The organism is Achromobacter sp. FW305-C-13 (assembly GCF_058783475.1).
The window spans coordinates 1,524,433-1,538,543 of the sequence record NZ_JBYSYN010000002.1 but is presented as its reverse complement, the minus strand read 5'-3'; the positions used below and the strand labels follow the sequence as shown (position 1 = coordinate 1,538,543).

The window sequence follows — 14,111 nt, the reverse complement described above, 5'->3', positions numbered from 1 at the left end:
TGGCTTCAAGCCGCGCGCCCGCTTTTCGCTTCAGTTCTTCAACAGCGATGCGTGCAGATCCTGCAACGGATACACCTGCAGGCCCAGGCCCTGGCGCAGATACTGCATGCCCTCGACCGCGGCGCGGGCGCCGGCGATGGTGGTGAAGAAGGTGACGCGAGCCGCCAGCGACTGGGTACGGATGGTGCGCGAATCAACGATGGCGTTGCGACGCTCTTCGACCGTGTTGATGACCAGCGCGATTTCGCCGTTCTTCACCATGTCGACGATGTGCGGACGGCCTTCGGTGACCTTGTTGACCACTTGCACCGGAATGCCGGCCGCTTCGATCTCGGCGGCCGTGCCGCGCGTGGCGACCAGCTTGAAGCCCAGTGCGTGCAGGCCGCGCGCCACTTCCACGGCGCGGGGCTTGTCCTGGTTCTTCACGCTGATGAACACCGTGCCGGAATCCGGCAGGCGCACGCCAGCAGCCAGCTGCGACTTCACGAAGGCTTCGCCGAAGCTCATGCCCACGCCCATCACTTCGCCGGTCGACTTCATTTCCGGGCCCAGGATGGTGTCCACGCCCGGGAACTTCACGAACGGGAACACGGCTTCCTTGACCGAGAAGTAAGGCGGCACGACTTCCTTCGTGATGCCTTGCGCCGCCAGCGTCTGGCCGGCCATGGCGCGCGCGGCGATCTTGGCCAGTTGCAGGCCGGTGGCCTTGGACACGTACGGCACCGTGCGCGATGCGCGCGGGTTCACTTCCAGCACGTAGACGTCGCCGCCCTGAATCGCGAACTGCACGTTCATCAGGCCGCTGACGTTCAAGGCCTTGGCCATCATCGTGGTCTGGCGCTTGATCTCGGCGATGACTTCCGCCGACAGCGAGTAAGGGGGCAGGCTGCAAGCCGAGTCGCCCGAGTGCACCCCGGCCTGTTCGATGTGTTCCATGACGCCGCCGATGAAGACGGTTTCGCCGTCGGCCAGGCAGTCCACGTCCACTTCGGTGGCGTTGTTCAGGAAGCGATCCAGCAGCACGGGCGAGTCATTGCTGACTTTCACGGCCTCGCGCATGTAGCGCTCGAGGTCTTGCTGCTCGTGCACGATTTCCATGGCGCGGCCGCCCAGCACGTAGCTGGGGCGAACGACCAGGGGATAGCCGATTTCGGTGGCGTGGGCCAGGGCCTCGCCTTCGGTGCGCGCGGTGCGGTTGGGAGGCTGGCGCAGGCCAAGCTTGTTCAACAGCTTCTGGAAACGCTCGCGGTCTTCGGCGACGTCGATGGATTCCGGGCTGGTGCCGATAATCGGCACGCCGTTGGCTTCCAGGGCGCGCGCCAGCTTCAACGGGGTCTGGCCGCCGTACTGGACGATCATGCCGACCGGGTTTTCCTTGTGGACGATTTCCAGCACGTCTTCCAGCGTCAGCGGCTCGAAGTACAGACGGTCGGAGGTGTCGTAATCGGTGGACACGGTTTCCGGGTTGCAGTTGACCATGATGGTCTCGTACCCGTCTTCGCGCAGCGCCAGCGCGGCATGCACGCAGCAATAGTCGAATTCGATGCCCTGGCCGATCCGGTTCGGGCCGCCGCCCAGCACCACGATCTTCTTGCGATCGGTGGGCGCGGATTCGCACTCTTCCTCGTACGTGGAGTACATGTAGGCGGTGCGGGTGGCGAATTCGGCGGCGCAGGTGTCGACGCGCTTGTAGACCGGGCGCACGTTCAGCTGGTGACGCAGCTTGCGCACTTCGGATTCAGCTGAGTCCAGCAGGAAAGCCAGGCGACGGTCAGAGAAACCGCGGCGCTTCAGTTCCCACAGGGTGGCGTAGTCCAGGTCGGCCAGCGTCTTTTGTTCCAGCGCCAGTTCGATGTCGACGATTTCCTTGATCTGCGACAGGAACCACGGGTCGATGTGCGTGATGTTGTGCACTTCGTCCAGCGTGAAGCCTTGCGCGAAGGCATCGCCCACGTACCAGATGCGTTCCGGACCGGGCTCGCCCAGTTCGACTTGCAGCTTTTCGCGGTCGGTCGTCTTCTGGTTCAGGCCGTCGACACCGACTTCCAGACCACGCAGCGCCTTCTGGAACGATTCCTGGAAGGTGCGGCCGATGGCCATGACTTCACCCACGGACTTCATCTGGGTGGTCAGGCGCGCGTCGGCGGTGGGGAATTTCTCGAACGCGAAACGCGGCACCTTGGTGACGACGTAGTCGATCGACGGTTCGAACGAGGCGGGTGTTGCGCCGCCGGTGATTTCGTTCTTGAGCTCGTCCAGCGTGTAGCCCACGGCCAGGCGCGCGGCGACCTTGGCGATGGGGAAGCCGGTGGCCTTGGAGGCCAGCGCCGACGAACGCGACACGCGGGGGTTCATCTCGATGACGATCATGCGGCCGTCGCGCGGGTTGACCGCGAACTGCACGTTCGAACCACCCGTATCCACGCCGATCTCGCGCAACACCGCGATCGATGCATTACGCATGATCTGGTATTCCTTGTCGGTCAGCGTCTGGGCCGGCGCCACGGTGATCGAGTCACCGGTGTGCACGCCCATCGGGTCCAGGTTTTCGATCGAGCAGACGATGATGCAGTTGTCCGCCTTGTCGCGGACCACTTCCATCTCGAATTCCTTCCAGCCCAACAGCGACTCTTCGATCAGCAGTTCGCTGGTCGGCGAAGCTTCCAGGCCGCGGCGGCAGATGGTTTCGAATTCTTCGGCGTTGTAGGCGATGCCGCCGCCCGAGCCACCCATCGTGAAGCTGGGGCGGATCACGGCCGGGAAACCCGAGGTGCCGACTTCAGCCGCGATGCGGCGCTGCACTTCCCAGGCTTCGTCCATGCTGTGGGCCACGCCCGACTTGGCCGATTCCAGGCCGATGTCGGTCATGGCCTGCTTGAACTTCTGGCGGTCTTCGGCCTTTTCGATGGCGTGCTCGTTGGCGCCGATCAGTTCCACGTTGTGCTTTTTCAGCACGCCGTGGTGGGCCAGGTCCAGCGCGCAGTTCAGCGCGGTCTGGCCGCCCATGGTCGGCAGCAGCGCATCGGGCTTTTCACGCTCGATGATCTTTTCGACGGCTTGCCAGGTGATGGGCTCGATGTAGGTGACGTCGGCCGTTTCCGGGTCCGTCATGATCGTGGCGGGGTTGCTGTTCACCAGGATGGTGCGGTAACCCTCGGCCTTGAGCGCCTTGCAAGCCTGTGCGCCGGAATAGTCGAATTCGCAGGCCTGCCCGATGATGATGGGGCCGGCGCCGATGATGAGTATGCTTTTTAGGTCTGTACGCTTGGGCATGATGCAATCTTTACTTTTGGCCGGACATCAGGGCGATGAACTTGTCGAACAGTTCAAGGATGTCGTGCGGACCCGGGCTGGCTTCGGGGTGACCCTGGAAGCAGAAGGCCGGGCGGTCGGTGAGCTCGAAGCCCTGCAGGGTGCCGTCGAACAGCGACACGTGCGTGACGCGCGCATTGGCCGGCAGGCTGGCGGCGTCGACCGCGAAGCCGTGGTTCTGGCTCGTGATGAACACGCGCTTGGACTGGAGGTCCTGCACGGGGTGGTTCGCGCCGTGGTGGCCCGTCTTCATCTTGAGCGTCTTGCCGCCCACGGCCAGGCCCATGATCTGGTGGCCCAGGCAGATACCGAACACCGGCAGTTTCTTGTCCAGGAACGTGCGCGTGGCGGTGATCGCGTAGTCGCAGGGCTCGGGGTCGCCGGGGCCGTTGGACAGGAACACGCCATCAGGATTGAGCTTCAGGACTTCTTCGGCGCTGGTTTGCGCCGGCACCAAGGTCAGGCGGCAGCCGCGGTCGGCCAGCAGGCGCAGGATGTTGGTCTTGATGCCGAAGTCATAGGCCACGACGTGGAACTTGGACTGGTCGGGCTTCGCGAAACCCTTGCCCAGCTCCCATGTGCCTTCAGTCCATTCGCTGCTGGTCTTGACCGACACTTCGCGGGCCAGGTCCTGGCCGGCCATGCCGCCAAAGCCGCGAGCCAGTTCAACGGCGCGCTCGGCGTCGGTGCCGACGAAGATGCAGGCGCCCTGGGCGCCTTTTTCACGCAGGATGCGCGTGAGCTTGCGGGTGTCGATGCCGGAAATGGCGACGATGCCCTGCGCGGCCAGATAGTCGGGCAGGGATTGCGTGGAACGGAAGTTCGACACGCGGGCAGGACAGTCGCGGACCACCAATCCGGCGGCATAGACGCGATTGGCTTCCACGTCTTCGGCGTTGACGCCGGTGTTGCCAATGTGCGGATAGGTCAGCGTGACGATCTGACCGCTATAGCTGGGATCGGTGAGAATTTCCTGGTACCCGGTCATCGCGGTGTTGAACACCACTTCGGCAACGGTAGCCCCGTGCGCACCGATCGACACGCCTCGAAAAATGGTACCGTCCGCCAGAGCCAGAATTGCAGGAGGGAAGCGGTTGATCCCCTCGGGAAAAAGTTGCGGCAGCACAGTAAACCCCGGTTTTAGAATCGATAATCAAACCTTCGGATTATACCTTGACCCGGCGTTTTTCCCGGAGAACCGCGCCAAATAAGGCCGGAATCGGTGATTTACCCCTTTCGGCCCGCGGTGTCGCGCCATCGCGCTTAGGGTTGAGCCCAGGGCAGGCCTTTGGCTGACAGCACGTCGCAAGCGGCAGTGATACGCTAGGGACACCTTCAACCCTTGCCGTTGTGAGCCGTATCTGTCCATGTCCAGCCAACTTGACGCCCTGCGCAATCACACCACCGTTGTCGCCGACACCGGGGATTTCGAAGCGATGAAGGCGTTGCGTCCCACGGACGCCACCACCAATCCGTCCCTTATTCTTAAAGCCGTCCAGCAGGACGCCTACCGCCCGCTGCTGGAAAAGACGGCGCGCGACCATGGCGGCGCCTCGACGCCCGAGCTCGTGGACCGCCTGCTGGTCGCCTTCGGCCGCGCCATCCTGAACATCGTGCCGGGGCGCGTGTCGACCGAGGTGGATGCCCGCCTGTCGTTCGACACCCGCGCCACCATCGAACGGGCCCGGGGGCTGATCGCGCTGTATGAAGCCGCCGGCGTGCCGCGCGAGCGCGTTCTGATCAAGATCGCATCCACCTGGGAAGGCATCCAGGCCGCCCGCGCCTTGCAGGCCGAAGGCGTGCGCTGCAACCTGACGTTGCTGTTTTCCCTGCCCCAGGCCGTGGCCTGCGCCGACGCGAACGTGCAGCTGATCTCGCCCTTTGTCGGCCGCATCTACGATTGGTACAAGAAAAGTGCCGGCGCGTCCTGGGTGGAAGCCGACAACGCCGGCGCGCGGGACCCGGGCGTGCAGTCCGTGACGCGCATCTACCGCTACTACAAGCAGCACGGCATCCCCACCGAGATCATGGGCGCCAGCTTCCGCAATGCGGGACAAATCGTGGCGCTGTCGGGCTGCGACCTGCTGACGATCAGCCCTGACCTGCTGAACCAGTTGGCCAGCACGCCGGGCGACGTGCCTGCGCAATTGCGCGCCGACGACACGGGCGAACCCATCGCTCGCATCGGGTCGGACGAAATCACGTTCCGCACCCTGCTCAACGACGACGCCATGGCCACAGAGAAACTGTCGGAAGGCATCCGCCTGTTCGTGGCGGACGCGATCAAGCTGGACGCGCTGATCGAGGCACAACGCAGCTAAGGCGAATCCGGGGCCGCGGGCCTTCGCTGGCACGCGCCCCCTTTCCCTACCGCCCTAGCGGTGGTCGTGCGAATGCACCTGTAGCGCTTCCAGGAAGCGCGACACCATGTTGTATGCCGCGACCGTCGCGGTCAGCTCGACGACGAGCTTTTCCGACCCCATCGCCGCCCGCGCCGCCTGGAACACCGGTTCCGGCACCTGCACCTGGCGGGTCATCGCATCGGTGTAGGCCAGCACGGCTTTTTCGCGTTCGCTGAACAGGTCCGAGTCTTCCCAGGCGTCCAACGCATCCAGCTGCGCTTGCGAAACGCCCTCTTTCAGCGCGATCGGCGCATGCTGGTCAGCCTCGTACGGTGCGCCGTTGATCGCCGCCACGCGCATGATCACCAGTTCGCGCAGATCGCCAGGCAGCGTGCTCAGCTGGCGGATCGAGGTGAGGTAGTTCAACCAGCCGCCTGCTACCGCCGGGCTATGCAGCAGCATCTGATACAGGTGCAGGACGCTGCCGCGCTCGGCAACGATGCGATCGACCAGGGGCCGTGCGTCGGGATGAGTCAAATCGGCGTAGGGAAGACGGGCCATGGGAACTCCATATAGGTGACGGGGCCGCAAATGCACACATTCATACAATATATTTGACATAATGACAGCACATTGCGCGTCCCCGGTATATACCCAGAATGAATGCGCCCACCCAATCCGTCCCGCCCGTCACGCTCGCGAACTGCGATAGCGAACCGATACATGTACCGGGCGCCATCCAGCCGCTGGGCGCGCTGATTGCATTCGACGCAGACGGCAACTTGCGCTTCGCCAGTGAAAACGCGCCGGACGTGCTGGGTGCGCCGCTGACACTCGGCCAGCCGTGCGCCCCCGGCGCGCTGCCGCCTGCGCTGGCCCATTACCTGGCCGTCTGGCTGGGCAATCCCGACCCCATCTTCGACCCGCTGACCATTGCGCTGAATCACGCCACGTACGACGTGATCGGCCACCGCAACGTCGACGGCCTGACGATCATCGAACTGGAATTGCGGGTCGAGGAGGCGGGCATCGCCGACCCGGCGCGCATCTACCGCAGTATTGAACGGGTGCGCCACCAGCGCGACATCCAGGGCCTGCTGGAAAGCGCCGTGCGCGAAGTGCGCCGCGCCACGGGTTTCGACCGCGTCATGGCGTACCGATTCCACCCCGACGACAGCGGCGAGATCGTGGCCGAGCAACGCCACGAGTCGCTGGAGGACTGGGTGGGCCGGCGCTATCCGGCCGGCGACATCCCGGCGCAGGCGCGCCGCCTGTACACCGTCAACACCCTGCGCCAGATCGCCGACGCGCGCTATACGCCGATCCGCGTGCTGGGTGCGCCCGGCACCGACCCGCAGCCGCTGGACATGAGCTTTTCCGCGTTGCGCAGCGTGTCGCCGATCCATCTGGAATACATGGCGAACATGGGCGTGCAAGCGTCGATGAGCCTGTCGATCGTCATCGGCGGCCGGCTGTGGGGCATGATTGCCTGCCACCATCATTCGCCGCGCCCGATCCCCTACCCGGCCCGCCAGGCCTGCGAAGCGCTGGCTCAGGTGCTGTCGGCCGCGCTGGCCAATTTCGAAGGCAGCGAACGCGCCGGTGAAATGCGCCGCAATGCAGCGTTGGTCAGCGAACTGGCCGAACGGGTATCCGCATCAGAAAACCTGCACCTGGCTCTGTCCGCCGGCCCCACGACGCCCGCCTCGCTGATCCCGAACGACGCCGCGCTCTGCTTGTGGGGCAACAGCGTTACCGTGTTCGGCGGCATCGCGCCGCGCGGCGAACTGGCCGGCATCCTGTGCGCGCTGGACCAAAGCGGCCAGCGCCTGGTGCATACCGACAACATCGCCCGCGACTATCCTGACCTGCAGACCGACCTGGTGCCCTACGCCGGGCTGCTGGCCTGCAAGTTCGACCCCATGAACAACGGCTGGCTGATCTGGCTGCGCAAAGAACAGATCGAAACGCTGGTGTGGGGCGGAAAGCCGGAAAAGCAGTACACCGTCGGCAATCTGGGGCCGCGCCTGACTCCCCGCGGCTCGTTCGATGCCTGGCGCGAAGTCGTGCGCAACACCTGCACGACTTGGCTGCCCGCCGAACGGGAGGCCGCCGACAACCTGCGCGACGAACTGTCCCACATCGCGACCAGCCGCGCCGCTGACGTGGACCGCGCGCGCACCGCGCTGCTGGCCATGCTGGGCCACGACCTGCGTGACCCGCTGCAGTCCATCTCCATGGCCGCCACGCTGTTGTCCAAGACGGATTCCGGGGCCCGCATGGGCGAACGCATCCGGTATTCCAGCGGCCGGATGCAACGGCTGATCTCGCAGGTACTGGACCTGTCCCGCCTGCAGGGCGGCATGGGGCTGGGCATCGAGAAGCGGTTGTGCAACCTGAGCGATCTGGTCAACGGCCTGATCGATGAAAAGCGGCAGGCCTATCCTGGGTTGCGCATCGAGCCCGAGGTGGCGCCCGGCCTGGAACTGATGGCTGATACCGACCGCATCGCCCAGGTCGTGACCAACCTGATGAGCAATGCACGCCAGCACGGCGCCCCGCGCCAGCCCATCCATGTGCTGGCACGGCAGGTAGGCGACAATATCGAATTGCGTGTCGTGAACCACGGCGCGCCGATCGCGGAAGAGGTGCTGACGCACCTGTTTTCGCCTTTCAAACCCGAGTCGATGGGCCATTCGCGGAACCGCAATGGCCTGGGACTGGGCCTGTACATCGCCGATCAGGTCGTGCGCGACCATGATGGCGAGATCGCGGTCGAATGCCGCGACGGCCTGGTCATTTTCACGGTGACGCTGCCGCGCGACCTGCGCGATGCGCCCGCCCTTTGATTTCTGGAGGTACCCTTTTGAACGACGTGCGCGCGATTCGCGTCCTGCTGGTTGACGATAATGAAATGGGCTCGGAGCTGCTTGCCGAGTTCCTGGCGCTTTCGGGCGTGGAAACGCGGTGCGCCGCCACCGGCGAAGCCGCCCTGGAACTGGCCGACAGCTTTGCCCCCGAGGCCGTGCTGGTGGACATCCTGCTGCCCGACATGGACGGCTACGAGCTGGCCGCCAAGCTGCGCGCACGCGGCAGTCCTCCCCGCATCTATGCGCTGAGCGGACTGGCCCGCCAGGAACGGCGCGACGACACCGACAGCATGTTCAACGGCTGGATCGAAAAGCCCGCCGACCCCGACGCGCTGCTGGCCATCCTGCGCCAGGCGCATTAGCGTGGCAACCCCGATGCCGACCCCAACGCTCCTGCAAACCCTGGCCGCGCACGGCGTGCGCCTGAAGGTGCTGGCCCAGGTCTTTCCCGTGCTTCGCCACGAGGTGGTCGGCCCGCTCTCGAACGCCACGCTGGCGGCCGCCATGTTGCGCCAGAGTCCTGAAGGCGCCAGCCCCGACGCCCTGCAACAACGTTGCCACAGGCTGGCCGGCGATCTGACGGGCATGCTCGAAGACAGCGTCGCCATCGTTCGCGACCTGGATCAGTGGCTGGTCGACCAAAACGCGTCCACATCGGCCGAGGCCTTGCTGTGTGAATGCCGTAAGCTCATGTTCTCGCACCTGCTGCTGTCCGGGCGCAGCGTCACCTGGTCCGAAGACATCGCCGCGGTGCAGTTGGCGCAATTCGCGTCGCGCTACCTGCTGCTGGCGTGGTTGCTGTGCCTGCTGCCGGCGCTGCCCGCCGGCGCGTCGCTGACGCTGGATTTTTCACAGGCGGATGCCTGGCACGCCCGTTTCTCCGCGGCTGCGGACTTCAGCGAAGTCCAGCCCACCGCTTTCGATCCGCAGGAAGTCGACCTTCTTGCGGCCGCATCAGGCTGGCGCCTGGAGCGTCAAACGCATCATTGGACGCTGCACCTGCCTGCCCCCACCCTCGACAAGTGAGTGGCCGACATGATTTCCCCCGTTCATCAGGTGCTTCGAGAAGGCACGCGTGACAGGCACGAAACGCTGGACCAGGGCCTGGCCCTGACCAGCGGCGACGTGGACCGCGCCGATTATCTGAATTACCTGCGCGCCTTGCTGGGCTGGCTGGAACCGCTGGAGCAGCGGCTCTGGCAATTGGACTGGCCGGACAGCCTGCAAGCCGGCACACGTGCGGGCAAGAGCGACTGGATCCGCGCCGATCTGGCCGATGCCGGGGATGCCGCGCCTGTGCCGCAATGCGCGGATGCGCCTCGCGTGGATGCGGCGAACGCTTACGCCTTGGGTGTGGCCTACGTGGTGGAGGGGTCGCAATTGGGCGGACGCTTCCTGGCCAAGCACCTGGCCGACGTCACTCCTGCCCTGCCGCTGCGCTATCTGCGTGGCTACGGCGAACAGGTGGGGCCGATGTGGAAAGCGTTTCTGCAGTATCTGGACAGCGAGGCCGGGGCCCAGGGAAGCGAGGCCCATGCCCTGCAAGGCGCCCGTGACGCCTTTGACAGCCTGACAGCCTGGCTGCACAGCCGGCAGGCGCTGCGGGCCTGAGCTCCCTGGCCCGCCCGTGCGGCGGCTGATGTGCCGCCGCCGGACAGCCGGGCTACAGCTTTTCGGTTTCGCCCGATTTGGGCTGCCACTTCATCAGGCGCTTTTCACCGATGCCGACGATGTAGTCCAGCACCAGCGCGAACGCCGTCAGCACGACGATGCCCGCGAACACCGTATTCACGTCGAACGTGCCTTCCGCTTGCAGGATCAGGTAGCCCACGCCGCTTGCCGAGCCCAGGTATTCCCCGACCACGGCGCCCACGAAGGCCAGGCCCACGGACGTATGCAGGCTGGAGAACACCCAGCTGGTGGCGGACGGCAGATAGACGTGGCGCAGCAACTGGCGTTTGCGCGCGCCCAGCATGCGGGCGTTGTCCAGCAAGGTGGGGCTGACTTCGCGCACGCCCTGGTAGACGTTGAAGAACACGATGAAGAACACCAGCGTGACCGCCAGCGCCACCTTGGACCAGATCCCCAGCCCGAACCACATCCCGAAGATGGGCGCCAGAATGACGCGCGGCATCGAGTTGGCGGCCTTGATGTAGGGATCGAGGATGGCGCTTGCGCGCGGCGACAACCCAAGCCACAGGCCGAAGCCCAGGCCGGCGATGGTGCCGATGAAGAACGCCAGCACGGTTTCGGTCAGGGTCACCCAAAGGTGCGTGTAGATATCCGCGTTGGTGACGAACCAGGCCCAGATGCGGCCCCAGACCTTCAGCGGCTCGCCGAAGAAGAACGCCACCTTCGAATCGCGCGATGCGAAATGCCAGACGCCCAGAATGACGACCAGCAGCAGCAGTTGCCAGAAGCGCAGGCTGGCGGAACCGGATTTGAATGACTTCGACATACCTCAGGCTCGCTTCTGTTGGGCATAGCCCTTGAGGACTTCTTCGCGCAGCACCGCCCAGATGGCCGTATGCAGCTCGACGAAACGCGGATGGGCGCGCACCTCGGCCACGTCGCGCGGACGCGGCAGGTCGATCACGAATTCGCCGATCGGATGCGTGCCCGGCCCTGCCGACAGCACGATCACACGGTCGCTCATCGCGATGGCTTCGTCCAGGTCGTGCGTGATGAACAGCACGGCCTTGCGCTTGGCCATCCACAGCTCCAGCACTTCGTTTTCCATCAACTGGCGCGTCTGGATGTCCAGCGCGGAAAACGGTTCGTCCATCAGGATGATGTCCGGATCGCGGATCAGCGTCTGGGCCAGCATGGCGCGCTTGCGCATGCCGCCCGACATCTGGTGCGGATACCGGCTTTCAAAGCCGCCCAGGCCCACACGGCGCATCCACTCCCGGCCGCGCTCCAGCGCTTCGGGGCGCGGCACGCCGGCGAAATCCAGCCCGGCCACTACGTTGTCCAGCGCGCTGCGCCAGGGCAAAAGCGCCTCGCCCTGGAACATGTAGCCCGCCCGCGCGTTGATGCCCGTCAGGGGTTGGCCGAAGACCAACACCCGTCCCGACGACGGCGCCAGCAAGCCGGCGCCGACGTTGAGCAAGGTGGATTTTCCGCAACCGGTGGGCCCCACCACCGACACGAACTCCCCTGGCGCGATGGCCAGGGTCGTATCGCTGACGGCGGTGTAGCGCTGTGACCGGTCGTCACGCGACACAAAGGTGCAACTGATATTTTCCAGCGACAGCGCGGCTTCAGCCATTGGCATACTTCTCGTTGGCGCGGCGCGCGAAATCGTTGGTCCAGACCTTGGAAGGGTCGATCTTCGCGCCGTCGAAATCCGCCTGATAGGCAGCCAGGGCCTTCAACGCGGTCGCGGCGCCGTCTTCGGGGATCATGCCGTCAGGCGACAGGCCTTCCAGGCTCTTGGCGATGGCGGCCTTGTAGACGGCCGGATCGCCCAGCAGATAGGTTTCCGGCACGATCTTGGCGATCTCGTCGGGGCCTGCCTTCTGGATCCACTTGTCTGCGCGGACCAGCGCATTGGTCAGCGCCTGGGTCGTGTTCGGATTGGCGTCGATGAACGCCTGCGGCGCGTACAGGCAACCGGCCGGCATGTTGCCGCCGAAGATGTCCTGGGTGTCTTTCAGGGTGCGCGTATCGACGATGATCTGGATGTCGCCCGGCATTTCCAGCATCGACACCACGGGGTCGGTGTTGGAGATGGCGTCGATCTGGCCGCTGCGCAAGGCCGTCACGGCGCCTGCGCCAGCGCCCACGCCGATGATGGAAACGTCGGACGCCTTCAGGCCGTGCTTGGCCAGGAAGAAGCTGACCACCATGTTGGTGGACGAGCCCGGCGCGGTCACGCCGATCTTCTTGCCCTTCAAGTCGGCCGGGCCCTTGTAGTTGGGCAGGTTCTTCTTCGACACGCCCACGCCGATCATCGGCGCGCGGCCCTGCAGCACGAAGGCGCGGTAGGCCTGGCCCTTGGACTGCATCGACAGCGTGTGCTCGAACGCGCCCGACACCACGTCGGCGCTGCCACCCACCACGGCCTGCAACGCCTTGGAGCCGCCGGCGAAGTCGGCGATGCTGACGTCCAGTCCTTCATCTTTGAAGTAGCCGCGGGCTTCTGCGATGGACAAGGGGAGGTAGTAGATCAGGGGCTTGCCGCCGACGGCGATCTGGACCTTGGTCTTTTCAAGCTTCTGTGCGCGCACGATGGCGGGCGCCATGCCCATGACGCCGGCAGCGCCGGCCATCTTGAGCAAGTCACGGCGGGTAACTGACATGTGGTTGTCTCCTAATTGTCGGGTTTACCGATAGCGCCGGTCTTCGCCAGCTCATCAATAGCCGCTGAATCATACCCCAGCGATTTCAGGACTTCCTCGGTATGTTCCCCTAATGCCGGGCCCACCCAGCGCGTCTGGCCGGGGGTCTCCGACAGCTTGGGAACCACCGCCGGCAGCTTGACGGGACTGCCGTCGGCGAAGTGGTGCTGTTCGATCATCTGGCGCGCCAGGAATTGCGGATCGCTGAACATGTCGGCCACGCTGTAGATCTTGCCGACAGGCACGTCCGCGCCTTTCAGCACGCCCAGCGCCTCGTCGATGCCGCGGCCGCCGCACCATTGCTGGATGGCGCCGTCAATCTCTTCGACGCGGCGCGCACGCCCGTCGTTGCGCACCAGTTCAGGGTCTTCGGCCAGATCGTCCCGGCCGATGGCGCGCATCAAGCGATGGAAGATGGCGTCGCCGTTGCCCGCGATGACGACGTTCTGGCCGTCGCGGGTGGTGTAGGTATTGGACGGCACGATGCCCGGCAGCGCGCCGCCGGTGCGTTCACGCACCACGCCGGCCACGTCGTATTCGGGAACCAGGCTTTCCATCATGTTGAAGACGGCCTCGTACAGGGCCACGTCCACCATCTGGCCCTGCCCGGCCTGGCAGGCCTCGCCCGTCTTGCCGTTCCAGCGGCCGCCCGTGGCGTCGCGGTGGCGCAGCGCCATCATGGCGCCAATCACGCCATGCAGCGCGGCAATCGAATCGCCGATGGAAATGCCGACCCGCAGCGGCGGCCGGTCGGGATGGCCGGACACGTAGCGCAAGCCGCCCATCGATTCGCCGATGGCGCCGAAGCCCGGCTGGTCTTTCATGGGGCCGGTCTGGCCGTAGCCCGACAGCCGCACCATGATCAAGGCGGGATTGATGGCGCGCAGTTGCTCAAAGCCCAAACCCCATTTCTCCAGCACGCCCGGCCGGTAGTTTTCGACCACGACATCGGCGTCCAGCGCCAGCTTGCGGGCGATCTCCTGGGCACGCGGGTCTTTCAGATTCAGGGCGATGGATTGCTTGTTGCGGGCCTGCACCGTCCACCAGAGCGAATTGCCCTCGTGCAGATGACGCCAGCTGCGGATGGGGTCTCCGCCGCCCGTGCCGTCAGGCCCATGCGGCGTTTCCACCTTGATGACATCGGCGCCGAATTCGCCGAAGATGCGCGCGGCAAAGGGGCCGGCGATGAGCGTGCCGAGTTCCAGGACCTTGAGTCCGGTCAGCGCTGACATGGTTTGTCTTCC

The 14,111-nt window shown here is 65.2% G+C and carries 12 protein-coding genes; 5 read left to right on the top strand and 7 right to left on the bottom strand.

Features of this window, described 5'->3' with window-relative positions:
- Positions 1-30: 30 nt before the first annotated feature.
- Positions 31-3,273: a carbamoyl-phosphate synthase large subunit gene (gene carB / locus AC3WMU_RS18485; protein WP_006222868.1), complete on the bottom strand. Its 3,243-nt coding sequence runs from the start codon at positions 3,271-3,273 to the stop codon at positions 31-33.
- A gap of 10 nt (positions 3,274-3,283) precedes the next feature.
- Positions 3,284-4,438, bottom strand: a complete 1,155-nt coding sequence (gene carA, locus AC3WMU_RS18480) for a glutamine-hydrolyzing carbamoyl-phosphate synthase small subunit (protein WP_454677595.1) — start codon at positions 4,436-4,438, stop codon at positions 3,284-3,286.
- A gap of 241 nt (positions 4,439-4,679) precedes the next feature.
- Here carA and tal point away from each other — a divergent pair, with 241 nt between their 5' ends.
- The gene (tal, locus tag AC3WMU_RS18475) at positions 4,680-5,633 is read left to right on the top strand and encodes a transaldolase (protein WP_492282792.1); all 954 of its coding nucleotides are present in this window, start codon (positions 4,680-4,682) and stop codon (positions 5,631-5,633) included.
- Positions 5,634-5,687: 54 nt separating this feature from the next.
- Here tal and AC3WMU_RS18470 read toward each other — a convergent pair whose 3' ends face one another.
- On the bottom strand, positions 5,688-6,215 hold the full coding sequence (locus AC3WMU_RS18470) for a carboxymuconolactone decarboxylase family protein (protein ID WP_492282791.1): 528 nt from the start codon (positions 6,213-6,215) through the stop codon (positions 5,688-5,690).
- A gap of 98 nt (positions 6,216-6,313) precedes the next feature.
- Between AC3WMU_RS18470 and AC3WMU_RS18465 the strand changes: the two genes are divergently transcribed.
- Genes AC3WMU_RS18465 through AC3WMU_RS18450 form a run of 4 tightly spaced genes read left to right on the top strand, consistent with a single transcriptional unit; the run spans position 6,314 to position 10,135 of the window.
- Positions 6,314-8,503 carry an ATP-binding protein gene (locus tag AC3WMU_RS18465; protein ID WP_492282790.1) on the top strand — a complete coding sequence of 730 codons (2,190 nt, stop codon included), beginning with the start codon at positions 6,314-6,316 and terminating at the stop codon, positions 8,501-8,503.
- A gap of 26 nt (positions 8,504-8,529) precedes the next feature.
- Positions 8,530-8,886, top strand: a complete 357-nt coding sequence (locus tag AC3WMU_RS18460) for a response regulator (protein ID WP_234704744.1) — start codon at positions 8,530-8,532, stop codon at positions 8,884-8,886.
- Between the two features lie 13 nt (positions 8,887-8,899).
- On the top strand, positions 8,900-9,550 hold the full coding sequence (locus AC3WMU_RS18455; RefSeq protein ID WP_492282789.1) for a hypothetical protein: 651 nt from the start codon (positions 8,900-8,902) through the stop codon (positions 9,548-9,550).
- A gap of 9 nt (positions 9,551-9,559) precedes the next feature.
- Complete coding sequence (locus AC3WMU_RS18450) at positions 9,560-10,135, top strand: biliverdin-producing heme oxygenase (RefSeq protein WP_035212367.1); 576 nt, start codon at positions 9,560-9,562, stop codon at positions 10,133-10,135.
- Between the two features lie 52 nt (positions 10,136-10,187).
- Here AC3WMU_RS18450 and AC3WMU_RS18445 read toward each other — a convergent pair whose 3' ends face one another.
- The 4 genes from AC3WMU_RS18445 to AC3WMU_RS18430 are packed head-to-tail and all read right to left on the bottom strand — an operon-like array spanning position 10,188 to position 14,099.
- The gene (locus AC3WMU_RS18445; protein ID WP_006222859.1) at positions 10,188-10,982 is read right to left on the bottom strand and encodes an ABC transporter permease; all 795 of its coding nucleotides are present in this window, start codon (positions 10,980-10,982) and stop codon (positions 10,188-10,190) included.
- 3 nt (positions 10,983-10,985) lie between these two features.
- A complete protein-coding gene (locus tag AC3WMU_RS18440; protein ID WP_006222858.1) occupies positions 10,986-11,795 on the bottom strand; it encodes an ABC transporter ATP-binding protein in 810 nt (269 codons plus the stop codon).
- Entirely contained in the window at positions 11,788-12,828 is a 1,041-nt protein-coding gene (locus AC3WMU_RS18435) for an ABC transporter substrate-binding protein (RefSeq protein WP_006222857.1), read from the bottom strand. Before AC3WMU_RS18435 ends, AC3WMU_RS18440 begins: the two co-directional genes overlap by 8 nt.
- 11 nt (positions 12,829-12,839) lie before the next feature.
- Positions 12,840-14,099: a CaiB/BaiF CoA transferase family protein gene (locus tag AC3WMU_RS18430; protein ID WP_006222856.1), complete on the bottom strand. Its 1,260-nt coding sequence runs from the start codon at positions 14,097-14,099 to the stop codon at positions 12,840-12,842.
- Positions 14,100-14,111: the final 12 nt, after the last annotated feature.